This is a genomic window from Bradyrhizobium sp. WSM4872 (assembly GCF_055811715.1).
Map to the genome: position 1 here is coordinate 109,849 of NZ_JBVVPT010000013.1, position 18,085 is coordinate 127,933.

Here is an 18,085-nt window from a genome sequence, read left to right on the forward strand (position 1 = left end):
GCGGCACGATCGACGGCCCCGGCACGATCGACGTCGCCGGCGCCAGCACGATCGATGGCGGCGCGACGCTGAGCACGAGCACGGTCACTGTCGGGAACGGCATCGCGCTGACGCTCGATGGCATGACGGTGTCGGGCTCGACGATCAGCGGCGGCGGCAGCGTGGTGCTGAAGGGCACCGTGCAACTGGCTGGCAACGCCAAGATCGAGGACGGCCCGATCACCAACACCGGCACGCTGGAGATTGCCGGCGCGGCGACGCTGCTCAACGACGTCCTCACCAATACCGGCCACACCGTCCATGTCGACGGCGGCAAGACCCTGACGCTGTCCGGTACCGAGATCACAGGCGGCACGATCGACGGCCCCGGCACGATCGACGTCGCCGGCGCCAGCACGATCGATGGCGGCGCGACGCTGAGCACGGCCGCAGTTAGCGCTAATGCCAAGCTGACGCTGGACGGCATCACAGTGTCGGGCTCGACGATCACGGACAATGCCGGCATCGAGCTCGACAACAGCGTCAAGCTCAAGGACGGCGCCACGGTCCAGGGGGCCTCAGCTGCGTCCAAGGGTGCGATCACCAACAACGGCACGTTGGAGATCGCCGGCGCGGCGACGCTGCTCAACGACATCCTGACCAACACCAGCCATACCGTCACGATCGATGATGGACAGACGCTGACGCTGGCCGGCACCGAGATATCAGGCGGCACCATCAACAATTTCAACGGTGCGTCCGGCGGCACGCTCAACGTCGCCGGCGACAGCAAGATCGATGGCAACGCGGCGCTGAACAAGGGCGCCATCACGGTCGAAAACGGCATCACGCTGACGCTCGACGACGCCACGGTGACCGGCAGCGCGATCGCCAACGGCGGCATTGTCAAGGTCGATGCAACCAAGAAGCTAACGCTGGCGGGTGCGACCCTGACCGGCGGCACGCTCACCGTCGTCGGTACGCTTGCTTCCTCCGGCGCCACGACCATCATCGACGCCAATATCTCGAACGGCAATCTGCTCGAGTCGACCCTCGGCGGCCTGCTGGCGCTGGTGGCGACGACTCCCGCTACCACCATCACGAACAGCGGCATGATCCGGGCCAGCAACGCCGAGCTCGACATCAGCGGAGAGGCCGTCACCAACACGGGCACGCTTGCAGCCATCAATAGCGGCACGCTGAAGCTGACCTCGAACACGGTGGTCAACGATGGCGGCATCGTCTCGGTCGAGTCCGGCTCGACACTCGATCTCCAGGGCGCGACCATCGACGGCGGCACGGTGACGATTGCCGGTACGCTGGAATCGACTGGCACGAGCGCGATCAACAACGCCGACATCACCAACACCGGCACGATCACGGTGACCAGCGGTACGCTGACGATAGATCCTGCCATCCTCCACACCATCACCAATCACAATCTGATTCAGGCGAACGGTGGTGAACTCGATATTTCCGGTGACCTGATCGTCAACTCCGCCGATATCATGGCGGTCCATGGCGGCACGCTGAAGCTTGCGAGCGTCATCGTCGCCAATTCCGGCGGGACGATTGCGGTCGACGGCACCTCAAAGCTCTATCTGACCGACGTCTCGATCAACGGCGGCAGCCTGAGCAATGCCGGCAATCTCTACGGCGTATCCGGCTCCAACACCGTTTCGGCGATGGTCACGAACACCGGCACCATCGAGGTGCAGGCCGGCACGCTCAACCTCGCCGGCGGCCTCAGCGGTGTCGGCTCGGTCATCATCGATAAGGGCGCGACACTTGAGCTCGCGGGGGCGACGGCGCAGACCATTGCCTTTGCCGGCGGCGCCGATACGCTCCAGCTCGACAAGGTGGCGGGCCAGAGCTTCACCGGCACCATTGCCGGTCAGTCGACGAAAGCCGGCACGTTCACGATCAAGGGCGCGGCCGATATCACGACATCGAGCGGCGATGCACTCGACTTCACCGCATCGGGCGGCACATCCGCAACGCCCGCCAAGATCGTTCTCACGCCCACCGGTGCACTGACTGGCGCGGCCAACGGCGTCGCCGTCACTCAGAACGGTACCGGCGATATCTCGTTCACGGCGACCGGCGACATCAAGGGCCTCGCCGGCCACGGCATCTGGTTGCGCGACAGCGCGACCGGCGCCGGCGATATCACTGTCAACAATCTCACCGGCCAGGCGACCGGCACCGGCGCGAATTCGGTCGGCGTTCTTGTCGAGAATTTGAACAGCGCCAGCGCCGGCGGCATTTCGATCACCCAGCTCGGCGGCGCTATTGGCGGCGCATACGGCATCGACGCGACCACGCAGGGCAACGGGGACATCGCCGTTGACGCCGGCGGTACCGTCACCGGCAGCTCCGTCTACGGTATCCGCGCGCGCAGCTATGGCAGCGGCAGCGAGACCGTCACGACGGAGGCCGGAAGCGTCGTCACGTCGGGCAGCTCGGCCATCATCGCGGTCAATCGAGCAAATTCGATCGACGCCTCGGACGGCAGCACCATCACCGTCACGACCTACGGCACGATCAATTCCGGCAGCACCCTGAACCAGAGCGGCAACACGCCGGCGGGCATTCAGGCCGGCTACACCGGTGCCACGACCGGATCGAGCGCCAATACCAACGTCAACGGCACCGTCATCATCAGCAATCACGCCAACATCAACGCCGCGGCGGGCTATGGCATCGACGCCTACAATTACGGCAATGGCGACGTCAGGGTGACCAGCTTCGCCGGGACCACGATTTCGGTCTCCGGTACCCAAAGCGTCGGTATCAACGCCTCGGCATTGAGCGGCGGCACTGGCGACGTGACGGTCACGCTTGGCGCAAATGTTACGATCTCGGGTGCGACGAGCTACGGCATCAGGGCTTACAGCATCGATGCGGGCGACGTCAGCGTTACCATGGCGAATGGCGACAGCATCACGTCTGGCAGCACCGGCATCGTGGCGGTCAACTACGCCACCGCGATCGCTGGGGGCATCGGCAGTACGATCTCGGTCGAGGCCCATGGCACGATCCACTCCGGCTCGACCTCGAATAACGACGGCACCACTCCCGGCGGGATCATCGCCGGCTATAAGCCCGGCGGGGCCGGAACGTTCTCGAATGCAGTCAAGGGCGACGTCACCGTCACGAGCGATGCAACGATTATCGCCGATGCGGGCTACGGCATCGAGGCGTTCACCTGGGGTGTCGGCAACCTCACAGTCACGACCGGCGCGACCTCCTCGATTACGGCCGCCGGTACCGCTATCGGCGCCTTCGATCACGGTGGGGGCGACGTCAGCGTCACCAATAATGGCTCCGCCATCGGTGCGGTCGGCGTGTCTGCCATCGCCAACGGCAGCGGCGACGTCACCATCGTCAATCACGGCGGTATCACCAGCACGAGCCTCGCCGGCATCAGTGTGGCGCAGAACGAAGTCGGTGCGACCGGCTCGACCCATATCACCAATACCGGATCGATCGTGGCCCCGAGCGCCCATGCGGCGATCTTCATCCAGGAGAACGCGAGCGGCATCGCGCAGATCGACAATTCCGCCACCGGAACGATCGGACCAGCCGTCGCCTCGACCGTGACCGCTGCGACCTATGCCATCGTCGAGACCGGCGGCGCTATCACGATCAACAATGGCGGCCACATCAACGGCAATATCTCGGTTGCTACCGCGACGTTCAACAACGAGTCCGGCGGCACCTGGACGGTCGCCGGCTCGGGCGTCTTCGGCAACGCGTCGTCCATCGTCAACCACGGTGCCATCGACCTGCATGGCGCGTCGATCTCCGGGACCGGGCTGAGCGTCGAGAATTGCGCGACCATCGACAGCTGGGGCACGGCGTCGATCACGGGTACCATCGCCAATGCCGGCAGCATCGAGGTCCATGACGGGGCGCTGACGCTGTTCGGCTCGGTGTCGGGCTCGGGCTCGGTCACCGTCGACGTCGGCGCGTTGCTGAAGCTCGACGGTACGGTCACCGCCACGCAAACGATCACGCTCGACGGCGACGGCGCCCATCTTCAGATCGATGCGTCGACCTTCGGCGGATCGATCGCGGCGTTGTCCGCGCATGATACGATCGATCTGTCGAGCATTGTTTATGATGACGGCACGTCGGCGACCTATAACGCCGCGACCAGCGAACTCATCGTGAGCGACGCTCACAATCATACGATTACGCTGAAACTCGCGGCCGGCGTCGACTATAGCAATTATCATTTCGCCGGCAGCGACGACGGCCATGGCGGCACGCTGATCACGATCAATCCGAATGACGACAAGCCGGCGTTCGATACGGCAACGGCAACGCTGACCGCGACTGTCCCCGAACGCGAGAACACCACCGGCTCTTCGGCACTCGACCCGACGCCCACGGCCGCGACCGGCTCGATCGATTTCAAGGACGTCGATCTCACCGATCGGCCGACGGCGGAGATCACAGGTCAATCCGTGACCTGGCTCGATACCGACGGCACGACTCCGTTGACGCTGACGGGCCAGGAAGCCGCGCTCGAACACGCCCTGACCCTTCTGCCGCAGATCGGCAAGAACAACGGCACGGTCTCCTGGAGCTATTCGATCGCCGACGGAGCGCTGGACTTCCTCGGCGAGAACCAGAGCGCCAAGGTAGTCTCTACCGTCACCCTTGATGACCATCACGGCAAGACCGATACAGCCGAGGTCACGGTCACGATCATGGGCAAGAACGATGCGCCCGCGATCACGGCGGAAACGGACGACCATTCCGGCGCGGATCTGCTCGAGACGAATACGGAATTGGTGAAGCATGGTACGCTGACGGTTTCGGATGCCGATGCCACCGATCACGTGACGGTCGCGGTCGATCATCTCGATATCTATTTTGACGGTGTGCCCCAGACCGACTACGTCGGCGAGCCCTCGAGCGCGACGCTGCTCAACTATCTGGCCGTGCAGCCCGGGGACATTCTCGATGGCACCGCCACCCACGCCACGTTTACGTGGGACTTCAATTCAGGCAGCGAGACCTTCGACTTCCTTGCCGCCGGCCACACGCTGTCGCTACAATACACGATCGTGCCGGACGACGGCCATACGCCGACCGGAGCCGGTAACAGCGTCATCGTCATCAACATCGCCGGCAGCAACGATGCCCCGACTCTGGGTGACGCGACGCTGGCGTCGGTCAGTGGAGATAACACCGACCCAGGTGGCACCAAGGTCAGCGCTCTCTTCGACGGCAAGTTCGACGACGCCGACGACAGCGCGAGCTTCCAGGCCATCGCGGTTAGCGCGGATAGTGCCACCTCGGATCAGGGCGTCTGGCAGTACGAGCTCGTCGGCACCGATCAATGGGTTGATGTCGGGGCGGTCAGCAACACGAGTGCGCTGGTGCTGAGCCTGGATACGCTGATCCGCTTCGTGCCGGCCGACGGCTTCACCGGGACGCCGGATGCGTTGGGCGTGCATGCCCTCGACGACACCTATATCGGTGCAATCACCGATTCCTCGTCGCCCGCGACGATCGATCTCACGGCGACGGGCACCGGCGGCACGACGCCTGTCTCGCACGACCTCACCACTATCGATACGAAAGTGACGGCGCCTCCCGACAATGGCCCGGTCATCAACACCGATCACTTCCAGGTCTCGCACAGCAACGAGCTCAACACCGACACCATCACCGGTCTCTTGGTCGTCGACACCGATTCCGGTGCTGCGACGGACGACTTCAAGATGACGGCCGTAACCGGGCATGACCCGGACAGCAGTGTCGATCCGGGGGCGGCTTGCGGCAACCTCGACGATATCAACTCGGCCCTCGCAGATGGGGTCACCTACATTCCAGGAGCCACCCCGCCCGCGACCGACCAGATCACACTGACGGTGACGGACAAGACCACGGGCCTGTTCGACACCGTCCACTTCATCTTCAACGAGGCCGGCGACACCAGCGAGGGGATCAGCCTGCAAGGCGCCGGCGGCAAGGACGTCATTTTCGCCACCGATACCAACGACACGCTGACCGGCGGCGGTGGCAAGGATCAGTTCGTGTTCGCGCCGGCTGCGATCGGGTATGACCATAACGGGCATCCCGTCACCGATTTCTCGCACACCATCAACGACTTCACGATCGATCTGGACAAGATCGACCTGCGGCAGTTCTCGGATGTCGGCTCCATGGACGATCTTTCCTTCACGCCGCAGTCCGGCGACACGCTGGTGTCCTGGAGCCACGAAATCGGTCAGCATGAGGGAGAGCCTGTCCTGGAGCAGGAGTCGATCCTGCTGAAGAGCGTGACCGCAAATCTCAAGGCCAGCGATTTTATCTTCCACGTCAATTGACGGCCCGGTACGCAGCTGGCTCATCGGCGACCGCCACGGGTCTTGACCGCAGCAAAAAATCCATACTCCTCCGCATCCAGGGAATGGCCAACCGCGCACGGACGCTCCATTATCGCCGCGCACGGCGCGGTGCGGGTTTGCAGGAAGTCCTACTGAAATGAAACGTCTCAAGATCCTGCGGCGGTGGTTTGCGCGGAAGTTGGGGTTTGCGCGGCTGATGTGCCTTGCGCTGCTCGTCGTATTTGCCGGCGCTCGCCTCTGGGATCCGCCGCCGATCCAGGAACTGCGGTTGCGCACCTTCGACATGTTTCAGTTGATCGATCCGCGCCACAAGGCGGCGCGGCCGGTCACGATCGTCGACATCGACGACAAGAGCCTCGCCAAGCTCGGCCAATGGCCCTGGCCGCGGACGCGGATCGCCGACCTGATCCAGAACCTCACCAGTCACGGCGCGGTCGCAATCGGTTTCGACGTGGTGTTCTCGGAGGCTGATCGGCTCAATCCGGATCTGGTCGCGAGCCAGATGCGGTACCTGGACGACGCCACCCGCGCCAGGCTGCGCGAGCTGCCGAGCAACGACCAGATCCTCTCCGAAGCGATCAAGCGCTCGCGCGTGATCCTGGGCGAGACCGGGCAGCGGGCGATTTCGTCCGAGGTCGACAAGTCGCTGCCCTTCACCGGCGTCGCGACGGTCGGCGAGGAGGGCGCTGAACGCTTCCTGTTCGAATTTCCCGGGCTGTTGCGCAACGTGCCCGAGATCGAGAAGGTCGCGGCCGGCCGCGGCCTGTTCTCGATCAAGACCGAGCGCGACGGCCTGATCCGACGCGTGCCGATGATCATGCGCGCCCAGGGCATGGTCATGCCCTCGCTCAGCCTCGAGATTTTGCGCGTCGTCACGGGCACGCCGACGCTGCTGGTTCGGACCGACAAGACCGGCGTGCGGGCCGTGCGTCTCAAGGGCGTGGAGATCCCAACCGACAGGAACGGTCAGCTCTGGGTGCATTATGCGCGCCAGGATCCCTCGATCTACGTCTCGGCTGCCGACGTGCTCGACAATACCGTGCCGCCGAACAAGATCGCCGGCAAGCTGGTGCTGATCGGCACCTCCGCGGTTGGGCTCAATGACATCAAGACCACGCCGGTGTCCTCAAACATGCCTGGCGTCGAGATCCACGCCCAGGTGCTGGAGAGCGTGCTGAGCGGCGCGGTGATATCCCAGCCGAACTATGCGCTCGGCGTCGAGCTGCTCGCCGCGCTCGTCATCGGCTTGCTCGTCATCATCTTCACGCCGAACCTCGGACCGGTCCGCCTCGTGCTCGCCGGCGCGACCTTCGCCGCGATCCTGATCGGAGTGTCCTGGTTCTTCTATGCGCAGCACCGCTATCTGATCGACTTCACGTATCCGCTGCTCTCGACCACCGCGATCTATCTGACGCTGATCTTCGCGAGCTTCGTGCGCGAGCAGCGGCAGCGCGTGCAGATCCGCGGCATGTTCGCGCAATACATGTCGCCGGTGCTGGTCGAGCAACTCGCGCAGTCACCGGAAAAGCTCGTCCTCGGCGGCGAGGAGCGCGAAATGACGATCATGTTCTCCGACGTGCGCGGCTTCACCACCATATCGGAAACCTACAAGCACGATCCGCAAGGCCTCATCGCGCTGATGAACCGTTTCCTGACTCCGCTGACCGACGTGATCATCGATCAGAAGGGCTATATCGACAAATATATGGGCGACGCCATCATGGCGTTCTGGAACGCGCCGCTCGACGATGCCGAGCACGAGGTCAACGCCTGTGAGGCGGCGATCCAGATGCTGGAGAAGATCGATGCGGTGAACAAGGACCGCGAGCAGGAAGCCATCGATGGCGGCCACGTCTACATCCCGCTCAATGTCGGTATCGGTCTCAACACCGGCATCGGCGTGGTCGGCAACATGGGCTCCGACCTGAAGAAGAACTATTCCGTGCTCGGCGACAGCGTCAACCTGGCGTCGCGCCTCGAAGGCCAGTCGAAGGAGTACGGCTTTCCCATTATCGTCGGCTCGAGGACCGCGCTCGCGGCCAAGGACAAGTTCGCGATTCTCGAGCTCGACTTCATCATGGTCAAGGGCAAGACCGAGCCGGAAGTGATCTACGCCATCGCCGGCCGCGCGGACGTGATGCATTCGGGCGCGTTCCAGCGGCTGCGCAACGTCACCATCGAAATGCTCGCCTGCTACCGCAGCCGCGACTGGCAGGGCGCGCTGGACGCGATCGAACGCGGCCGCAGGAGCGAAGATGCCGACACGCTGGAAAAGCTGTTCAAGCTCTATGAAGTGCGTATCAAGGAATTCCAGGTCAATCCACCGGCGGAAGGCTGGACCGGGGCTTATGCGCTGCTGACGAAGTAGCGGAGCAGATGCGCGGTTTGAAGCTAACCACACCCTCGCTGTCGTCCTGGCGAAGGCCAGGACCCATTACCCCAGGCAGAAGTCGTTACGGCGAGCGGCCAACCACCAAACTTCGCCAAACGAAATTCGGTGGTTATGGGTCCTGGCTTTCGCCAGGACGACAGTGGTGTTTGCGGAAGCGGAGTGCCGACCTTTGGCTCTCACTCCGCCCCGATCGTCGTCAGGTCCTGGAACCAGTGCTGCGCCTGCACGAACTGCTTGACCTTGGGCGACAGCGCGTGCGGGTTGGTGTCGTGCACCACCCATACCAGCGTGGCGTCGTCGACGATCAGCGCGTGCGCCTGCGCCAGCAGCTCGTCCTGCTTGGTGCTGTCGAAGGTCTGCTTGGCCTCGTCGATTAGTGCGTCGACCTTCGGATTTTTATAGCCGCCCCAGTTGACGCCGACCGGCGCGATCTGGCTCGAATGGAAGAAGCGGACGATGGCGTAGAGCGGGTCGGAGGTGACGTAGGCGATGTTGTTGGCGGTAATGCCTGCGTTCATCTCGTCGGCCGCGCCCTTGCGCCAGTGCGTATAGAGTGTCTCGAGCTCAACGACCTTGAAATCGATGTCGATGCCGATCTCCTTGAAGCTCTGCTGCAAGAATTCGTTCATCGGCAGCGACAGCATCTGGCCGGTGCCGCCCTGTGCGATGATGAAGGTGGCCTTCAACGGCTTCGCCTTGGAGTAGCCGGCTTCCTCGACCAGCTTCTTGGCGGCTGCGACATCGTATTTCAGCTCGAAGCTCGGCTTGCCGAACCAGGGGCTCGACGGATCGACCTGTCCCTTTGCGGGTTTCGCAAGGCCATTCATCAGACCCACCACGGCTTCACGATCGATCGCGAGGTTCAGCGCCTTGCGCAGGCGGATGTCGGTCCAGGGCGAACCCGGCAGCACGCTCAGATGATAATTCCAGACATGCGGCGTGACGTTGTCGACGAGCTTCATGCCGGCGGCCTTGAGCTGCGGCACGGCATCCGGCGCCGGCGTTTCGATCAGATCGACTTGCCCGGCCAGCAGCGCATTGGTGCGCGTCAGCGCTTCCGGCATCGGCACCAGCACGAGCTTGTCGACCTTGGGAATGCGCTTCTTGTTCCAGTAATCCGGATTCTTCGTGAGCTCGGCGAGCTCGCGCGGCACCAGTTTTGTCAATTTGAACGGGCCGGTCCCCGAAGGCTGGCTCGCGAACTTGTCCCAGTCCTTGCCGAGCTTCTCGTATTGCGTCGGGCTCGACACCAGGAACCACAGCATCTGATAGGGAAAGAAGGAATCGACCGTCTTGGTGGTGATCTCCACCGTGGAGTCGTCGATCTTGGCGTAGCTCGCGACCGAGGGCAGGCGGGTCTTGACCTGGGCGCTCTGGCGCTTGTCGAATTGCGGCGCCTTGTCGTTGAGCACCTTGTCCAGATTCCAGATCACGGCATCGGCGTTGAACTCGCTGCCGTCGTGAAACTTCACGCCCTTGCGCAAGGTGAAGCGCCATTTGGTCTTGTTCTCGGCATCGACTTTCCACTCGGTGGCCAGTCCCGGCACCAGCTTTCCCGGCCGGTCGGCGACGTCCATTTCCCAGGCCACGAGCGGATCGTAGATGGTGTAGGCCGTGAACTGGTAGGCGCCGGCGCCGCGATCGGGCTGGCCGGTGGTCAGCGGGATGTCCGCCATCGAGATGCCGTAGCGCAGCACCGTCTCGGCGCCCGCGGGAATCGCGGACAACGCCAGCACAAGCACGGCGAAACACGTCGATAGTCGGATACGCATGGGCCAAAACTCCAGGGAAGGCTTCAAGGACAATCGGAGCCAAACCTGCAATCTTGATGCCAGAATAGGCAGCAAGGTGCTTTCACCCAGGCGTCATCACAAGGACTTGTCGTCGCAGGGGCAATTTGCAGAATAAGTTTCCCCATTGGCATAGGCATTGCATACGATTGCATCAAAATTAGTCATCGAAGCCGGAAAAGGATTGAGTCAATGCTTATCAACAAGAACAAGACCCGCGCGGCGCTGATCGCGTTGCTGGCGCTCAGTAGCGCGGCTGCGTGGCCGCGCGCGGCCAGTGCCGAAACCGTGCTGCGCATCGCCATGACTGCTGCCGATATTCCGCGCACGCTGGGCCAGCCCGATCAGGGCTTTGAGGGCAACCGCTTCACCGGCCTCACCATGTATGACGCGCTCACCGGCTGGGACCTGTCCTCGGCCGACAAGGCGAGCGTGGTGATCCCCGGCCTTGCCACCGAGTGGAAGGTCGACGATGCCGACAAGACCAAATGGACTTTCAAGCTACGCCCCGGCGTCACCTTCCATGACGGCTCGCCGTTCAACGCGGACGCCGTGGTGTGGAATGTCGAGAAGGTGCTGAAGCAGGATGCGCCGCAATTCGACGCCAGCCAGGTCGGCGTCACGGCCTCGCGCATGCCGACGCTGGCGTCGGCGAAGAAGATCGACGACATGACGGTCGAGCTCACCACCAAGGAGCCCGACAGCTTCCTGCCGATCAACCTCACCAATCTCTTCATGGCGAGCCCGGCGAAGTGGCAGCATTTCTACGAAAAGGCGGAAGGCGCTGACGCCAAGGCGAAATCGCAGGCCGCGTGGACCGCGTTTGCCAAGGACGCCGCGGGCACCGGCCCGTGGAAGATGGCCGCGTTCACCCCGCGCGAGCGGCTCGAGCTGGTCAAGAATGCGAGCTACTGGAACAAGGACCGCGTGCCCAAGGTCGACAAAATGGTGCTCCTCCCGATGCCGGAAGCAAATGCGCGCACCGCGGCGCTGCTCTCCGGGCAGGTCGATTGGGTCGAGGCACCGGCGCCGGACGCGTTGCCCGAATTAAAGCAGCGCGGCTTCAAGCTCTACGCCAACGAGCAGCCGCATGTCTGGCCGTGGCAGTTCTCGCGCGTCGAGGGCTCGCCATGGAACGACATCCGCGTGCGTAAGGCGGCAAACCTCTGCGTTGATCGCGAAGGCCTCAAGGATGGCCTGCTCGCGGGGCTGATGGTGCCGGCGACCGGCACCTTCGAGCCCGGCCATCCCTGGCGCGGCAAGCCGACCTTCGAGATCAAGTACGACAAGGCTGCTGCGCAGAAGCTGATGCAGGAGGCAGGATTCGGCCCGAACAAGAAGCTGACGGTGAAGACCCAGACCTCGGCGTCCGGCTCGGGACAGATGCAGCCGCTGCCGATGAACGAATATCTGCAGCAGGCGCTGGCCGAATGCTATTTTGATGTGCAGCTCGACGTCATCGAGTGGAATACGCTGTTCACCAATTGGCGCCGCGGCGCCAAGGACCCCAGCGCCAACGGCTCGAACGCGACCAACGTCACCTACGCGGCGATGGATCCGTTCTTCGCGCTGGTGCGCTTCCTGCAATCGGGCATGGCCCCGCCGGTCTCGAACAATTGGGGTTTCATCAACAATCCCAAGTTCGACGAGCTCGTGAAGAAGGCGCGGCAGACCTTCGATCCCGCCGCGCGTGACGCCGCGCTCGCCGAACTGCACGCGGCCTCCGTCGACGACGCAGCCTTCCTCTATGTCGCCCACGACGTCGGCCCCCGTGCCATCAGCCCGAAGGTGACGGGCGTCGTGCAGCCGAAGAGCTGGTTCATCGACTTCTCGCTGGTGTCGATGCAATAGTTCTCTCAGCTTGCTCAGTGCACCCTCTCCCCTTGCGGGAGAGGGTGGCTTCGCGGATAGCGAAGCCGGGTGAGGGGTCTCTCTCCGCGGATGCGGACCTCTCGGCCGATGCAGTATCATTCGCGGAAACAACCCCTCATCCGGCGCTTCGCGCCACCTTCTCCCGCAAGGGGAGAAGGAAAGAAAAGAAACAACGTGCTCGCCTATATCGCCAGACGCATCGTCTACGTCGTTCCGATCGTCATCAGCGTCGCGCTGGTGTGTTTTCTGCTCGTGCACATCACGCCGGGCGATCCGCTGGTGGCCGTGCTGCCGGCCGACGCCTCGCAGGAGCTCGCCGCGCAGCTCCGCACCGCCTACGGTTTCGACCGCCCGCTGCCGGTGCAGTTCGGGCTTTGGCTGCTCCGCGCGCTTCATGGCGATCTCGGCAATTCCATCGCCACGGGCCGCCCGGTGCTGGCCGAGGTCATGCGTGCAGTCAGCAACACCGTCACGCTGGCGATTGCGGCGGCGATCATCGGCTTCACCATGGGCATCCTGCTCGGCCTGATCGCCGGCTATTTCCGCGAAACCTGGGTCGACAAGCTGGCGACGTCGTTTGCCATCGCCGGCGTTTCGGTGCCGCATTATTGGCTCGGTATGGTGCTCGTCATCATCTTCTCGGTCCAGTTGAACTGGCTGCCCGCCGTCGGCGCCGGACCCGGCGGCTCGGCCGCCTGGGCCTGGGACTGGGCGCATTTGCAATATCTCGTGCTGCCGGCGATCACGACCTCGGTGATCCCGATGGGCATCGTCACCCGCACGGTGCGCGCGCTGACCGGCGACATTCTCAGCCAGGATTTCGTCGAGGCGCTGCGTGCAAAAGGCCTGCATGAGCGCGGCGTGTTCCGTCACGTCATCAAGAACGCCGCGCCCACCGCGCTCGCGGTGATGGGACTTCAATTGGGTTACATGCTCGGCGGCTCGATCCTGATCGAGACCGTGTTCTCCTGGCCGGGCTCGGGCTTCCTGCTCAACTCGGCGATCTTCCAGCGCGACCTGCCGCTGCTCCAGGGCACGATCCTGATCCTGGCGCTGTTCTTCGTCTTCCTCAATCTGCTGGTCGATATCGCGCAAGCCGCGATCGACCCGCGCATCAAGCGGGGTTAGCGATGACCGATCTTCCGCTCTCCGTCACCTCCGACGCCGCGCTTCAGTCCGCGCCCGCGACCAAGGCGCGCGGCTATTGGGCGACCGTGGGCCGTCGTATCCGGCGCGACAAGGTCAGCATGGTCTGCGCGCTGGTGCTGCTGCTGATCTTCCTGTCCGCGATCGTTGCGCCGTGGCTCGGTCTGGAAGATCCGTACAAGGGCTCGATGATCCGGCGCCTTCGGCACATCGGCACATCAGGCTACCCGCTCGGCACCGACGAGCTCGGTCGCGACATGCTGGCGCGACTGATCTATGGCGGCCGGCTGTCGCTTCTCATCGGCATTTTGCCCGTGATCCTCGCCTTCTGCATCGGCACGTCGCTCGGCCTCGTTGCCGGCTATGTCGGCGGCAAGCTCAACACCGCGATCATGCGCACGATCGACGTGTTCTATGCCTTTCCGTCCGTGCTGCTGGCGATCGCGATCTCTGGCGCGCTGGGCGCGGGCATCCTCAATTCCATCGTGTCGTTGACGGTCGTGTTCGTGCCGCAGATCACCCGCGTCGCCGAAAGCGTCACGACGGGCGTGCGCAACATGGACTTCGTCGATGCCGCGCGCGCCTCCGGTGCCGGTCCATTCACCATCATGCGCGTGCATATCCTCGGCAATGTGCTCGGTTCGATCTTCGTCTATGCGACCAGCCTCATCTCGGTCTCGATGATCCTCGCGGCAGGCCTGTCCTTCCTGGGTCTCGGCACCAAACCGCCGGAGCCGGAATGGGGCCTGATGTTGAATACCTTGCGGACCGCGATCTATGTCAATCCCTGGGTCGCCGCGCTCCCCGGTGCGATGATCTTCGCGGTCTCGATCTGCTTCAACCTGCTCTCGGACGGCCTGCGCAGCGCCATGGACATCAGGAACTAGCCATGAGCGAAACCAACGCGTCCGTCACGATGCTGGAGCCGATCGAAGACCTCGGCGGCGTCGCCCAACCGCTGCTTCAGGTCAACGGCCTGACCAAGCATTTTCCGGTGCGAGGCGGCCTGTTCGCCGCAAAGCGCACCGTGCGTGCCGTCGACAATGTTTCCTTCTCTGTCGCCAAGGGCGAGACCGTCGGCATCGTCGGCGAGTCCGGTTGCGGCAAATCGACCACCGCGCGGCTGCTCATGCATCTGATGCCGCGCGACACCGGCGACATCATCTATGACGGCATGAGCGTCGGCCAGTCGCTCTCCCTGCGCGAGCTGCGCCGCGGCATGCAGATGGTGTTCCAGGACTCCTACGCCTCGCTCAATCCGCGCCTGACAATTGAGGAATCGATCGCCTTCGGCCCAAAGGTGCACGGTATGGCCGACGGCGCTGCGCGCGTGCTGGCGCGCGAGCTGCTGGGCAAGGTGGGCCTGGTTCCCGCAAACTTCGCCAACCGCTACCCCCATGAGATATCCGGTGGCCAGCGCCAGCGCGTCAACATCGCGCGTGCGTTGGCCCTATCGCCGCGTCTAGTGATTCTCGACGAAGCGGTCTCCGCGCTCGACAAATCTGTCGAGGCGCAGGTGCTCAATTTGCTCGCCGATCTCAAGAGCGAGTTCGGCCTGACCTATCTCTTCATCAGCCACGATCTCAACGTCGTCCGCTACATCAGCGATCGTGTGCTGGTGATGTATCTCGGCGAGGTCGTCGAGCTCGGCCCGGTCGACGAGGTCTGGGACCAGCCGGCACATCCCTATACGCGCGCACTCCTTGCCGCGATGCCGTCTTCGGATCCGGATCGTCGCACCGAGACGCCGCCGATCACGGGCGATCCGCCCAATCCGATCGATCCACCCTCGGGCTGCCGCTTCCATACCCGTTGCCCGTTTGCGGAGCCGCTCTGCGCAAATGCGACACCAAAACTCACCGCGCTGGATAATATGGGCCATGAGGCCGCGTGCTACATGGCGATCCCGGGTTCAGGCCATAGCCGCGCGCCGAAGGAGGAAACCGCATGACGAGACCGACGACAAAAGAGATCAAGGCGACGGCACAGGTCGCAGGTGTTCCCGTCGACGATGAGATTGCGACGCGCATCTCCAATTCCATCGGACCGGCCTTCGAGGGCTTTGCGGCCATTGCCGGCACGTTGCCGTTCGATCTAGAGCCCGCGTTCTATCCGATCGCGCAGACTGCCAAGGTCTCGAAATGAGCACCGAGCCTGCATTGATGACGCTCACCGAGGTCGCGCGCGCAATCGCGATGAAGCAGGTGTCCTCGCATGAGGTGACGCGCGCGCTGCTGCATCGCATCGCGCAATGGCAGCCGCATCTCAACGCTTTCATGTCGATCGAGGCAGAGGCGGCGCTGAAGGCCGCCGATGCCGCCGACGCCGAACTCGCCAAGGGCGAAGTCCGCGGTCCGTTGCACGGCGTGCCGCTCGCGCACAAGGATATGTACTACGACGCAGGGCACATCGCGACCTGCGGCTCGCTGATCCGCCGCGATTTCGTTCCGACCGTCACCTCGACTGCCTTGCAGCGGCTGAAGGACGCCGGCCAGGTTCGGCTCGGCACGTTGCATCTGGCCGAATTCGCCTATGGCCCGACTGGCCACAACGCCCATTACGGTCCGGTGCGCAATCCCTGGAACGTGGCGCACATTACCGGCGGCTCGTCGTCCGGCTCCGGCTCGGCGGTCGCGGGGCGATTGACCTATGCCGCGCTTGGCTCCGACACCGGCGGCTCGATCCGCATGCCCGCGCATTTCTGCGGCGTCACGGGATTGAAGACCACGGTCGGCCGCGTCAGCCGCGCCGGCGCGATGCCGCTGTCGCAGTCGCTCGACACGGTCGGCCCGCTCGCCCGCACCGCCGAGGATTGCGCGCTGCTGCTGGCGCTGATGGCCGGCCCTGATCCCGAGGATTCGACCGCGAGCCGTGAGCCGCTGTCTGACTATGTCGGCGCGACCAAGGGCTCGCTGAAGGGCCTCAAGGTCGGCGTCCCCTCATCCTTCTATGTCGACGATCTCGACGGCGAGGTCGCGCGCGTGCTGGACGAGACCATCGCGGTCCTCAAGCGCGAAGGCGCCGACATTGTCACGGTCGAGCTGCCCGATCAGCGGCAATTGTCCTCGGCAAGCCAGCTCGTGCTTGCAGCCGAAGCCGCCGCCTTCCACAAGCGCTGGATGATCGAGCGGCCGCAGGATTACGGCCCACAGGTATTGATGCGGCTCCAGAACGGGCTCGCGGTCCCCGCCATCACCTATCTCGAGGCAATGCGCTGGCGCGGACCTGCGCTCGCCGCGCACAACGCTGCGACATCGGGTGTCGATGCGATCATCGCGCCGGCGTCCCCGGTGCCGGCGCCGACGATCGAGGAGAGCGACGTCGGCGGCGGGCCGAACGCGCCGGCGCTATTGCAGCGGCTGACGCTGTTCACCCGTCCGGTGAATTACCTCGGCCTGCCGTCGCTCACGGTGCCCTCGGGCTTCACCAAAAGCGGCCTTCCGATCGGCATGCAGCTGATCGGCCGCTCCTTCGATGAGGCGACCTTGCTCACCATCGGTGCCGCATTCCAGCGCGCCACCGACTACCACGACAGGCTGCCGAAACTTCCGTCATGACAAAGCTCGTCGAGATCGCAGGCCTCAACATCCGCTTCACCGGCGAGCGTACGGTCTATGCCGTGAACGATCTCAGCCTCTCGCTCGGCGACGGCGAGGTGCTGGGCCTGCTCGGAGAGTCCGGCTCAGGCAAGAGCGTGACCTTGCGTGCATTGATGCGGCTGTTGCCGAAGAAGCGCACGCAGATCACGGGCAAGGTCAACGTCATGGGCCGCGACGTGCTCGCCATGAACGACGAGCAGCTGTCGTCGTTTCGCGGCCAGACCGTGTCGATGATCTTTCAGGAGCCGGCGCTCGCGCTCGACCCGGTCTACACCATTGGCGCGCAGATCGCCGAAAGCGTGGTGCGTCACGAGGGCAAGTCTTATGCGGAGGGCAGGGCGCGCGCACTCGAAATGCTCGACGTCGTGCGCATTCCTTCCGCAAAACGCCGGCTCGATGCCTATCCGCATGAGATGTCCGGCGGCATGCGTCAGCGCGCCATGATCGCGCTGGCGCTCGCCTGTCGTCCCAAGATATTGCTCGCGGACGAGCCGACCACGGCGCTCGATGCCACCGTGCAGATCCAGATCCTGCTGCTGTTGCGTGAATTGCAGCGCGAGTTCGGCATGTCCGTCATCTTCGTCACCCATGACATCGGGGTCGCCATCGAGATCTGCGACCGGGTCGCGGTGATGTATGCCGGCCAGATCGTGGAGCAGGGCACGCTTCGCGACATCGTCCGGTCGCCGGTGCATCCCTACGCCAAGGGTCTGCTCGCCTCGACCGTCCACGGGGCCAAGCGGGGACAGCGGCTCGAGACCATCCCCGGCACCCCGCCGTCGCTCGGCGAGAAGCCGCACAACTGCTCCTTTGCGCCCCGCTGCGCCGTAGCCCAGCCGCGCTGTCTGGAGCAGCTGCCTGGGAGCGTGGAGGTCGGGCCGGGCCGGGCGGCACGGTGCGTGCTGGCGGAGCCGGTCACCGCGCTGTCGTGATTTTGGA

At 64.1% G+C, this 18,085-nt stretch carries 10 protein-coding genes; 9 read left to right on the forward strand and 1 reads right to left on the reverse strand.

What is annotated here, in order from left to right; all coding sequences use genetic code 11:
• The first annotated feature begins 122 nt into the window (after window positions 1-122).
• Together AC0L3C_RS19385 and AC0L3C_RS19390 are read left to right on the forward strand one after the other, a co-directional pair.
• Window positions 123-6,326 carry a beta strand repeat-containing protein gene (locus AC0L3C_RS19385; protein WP_473408711.1) on the forward strand — a complete coding sequence of 2,068 codons (6,204 nt, stop codon included), beginning with the start codon at window positions 123-125 and terminating at the stop codon, window positions 6,324-6,326.
• Window positions 6,327-6,483: 157 nt separating this feature from the next.
• Window positions 6,484-8,715 carry a CHASE2 domain-containing protein gene (locus AC0L3C_RS19390; protein ID WP_473408712.1) on the forward strand — a complete coding sequence of 744 codons (2,232 nt, stop codon included), beginning with the start codon at window positions 6,484-6,486 and terminating at the stop codon, window positions 8,713-8,715.
• Between the two features lie 200 nt (window positions 8,716-8,915).
• On the opposite strand, the gene AC0L3C_RS19395 is transcribed toward AC0L3C_RS19390, so the two are convergent.
• Entirely contained in the window at window positions 8,916-10,511 is a 1,596-nt protein-coding gene (locus AC0L3C_RS19395) for an ABC transporter substrate-binding protein (RefSeq protein WP_473260957.1), read from the reverse strand.
• 210 nt (window positions 10,512-10,721) lie between these two features.
• Here AC0L3C_RS19395 and AC0L3C_RS19400 point away from each other — a divergent pair, with 210 nt between their 5' ends.
• From AC0L3C_RS19400 to AC0L3C_RS19430, 7 genes are all read left to right on the forward strand, one after another.
• The gene (locus AC0L3C_RS19400; protein ID WP_473408713.1) at window positions 10,722-12,380 is read left to right on the forward strand and encodes an ABC transporter substrate-binding protein; all 1,659 of its coding nucleotides are present in this window, start codon (window positions 10,722-10,724) and stop codon (window positions 12,378-12,380) included.
• Between the two features lie 195 nt (window positions 12,381-12,575).
• Window positions 12,576-13,529, forward strand: coding sequence for an ABC transporter permease (locus tag AC0L3C_RS19405; RefSeq protein WP_473408714.1), 954 nt, complete (start codon window positions 12,576-12,578; stop codon window positions 13,527-13,529).
• 2 nt (window positions 13,530-13,531) lie between these two features.
• Window positions 13,532-14,434: an ABC transporter permease gene (locus AC0L3C_RS19410; RefSeq protein ID WP_473408715.1), complete on the forward strand. Its 903-nt coding sequence runs from the start codon at window positions 13,532-13,534 to the stop codon at window positions 14,432-14,434.
• A 2-nt stretch (window positions 14,435-14,436) separates the two neighbouring features.
• Window positions 14,437-15,498, forward strand: coding sequence for an ABC transporter ATP-binding protein (locus tag AC0L3C_RS19415; protein ID WP_473260949.1), 1,062 nt, complete (start codon window positions 14,437-14,439; stop codon window positions 15,496-15,498).
• On the forward strand, window positions 15,495-15,692 hold the full coding sequence (locus AC0L3C_RS19420; protein ID WP_473260946.1) for a hypothetical protein: 198 nt from the start codon (window positions 15,495-15,497) through the stop codon (window positions 15,690-15,692). Before AC0L3C_RS19415 ends, AC0L3C_RS19420 begins: the two co-directional genes overlap by 4 nt.
• On the forward strand, window positions 15,689-17,104 hold the full coding sequence (locus AC0L3C_RS19425; protein ID WP_473408716.1) for an amidase: 1,416 nt from the start codon (window positions 15,689-15,691) through the stop codon (window positions 17,102-17,104). Before AC0L3C_RS19420 ends, AC0L3C_RS19425 begins: the two co-directional genes overlap by 4 nt.
• A complete protein-coding gene (locus AC0L3C_RS19430; protein WP_473408717.1) occupies window positions 17,101-18,078 on the forward strand; it encodes an ABC transporter ATP-binding protein in 978 nt (325 codons plus the stop codon). The genes AC0L3C_RS19425 and AC0L3C_RS19430 overlap by 4 nt, the downstream gene beginning before the upstream one ends.
• Window positions 18,079-18,085 lie beyond the last annotated feature (7 nt).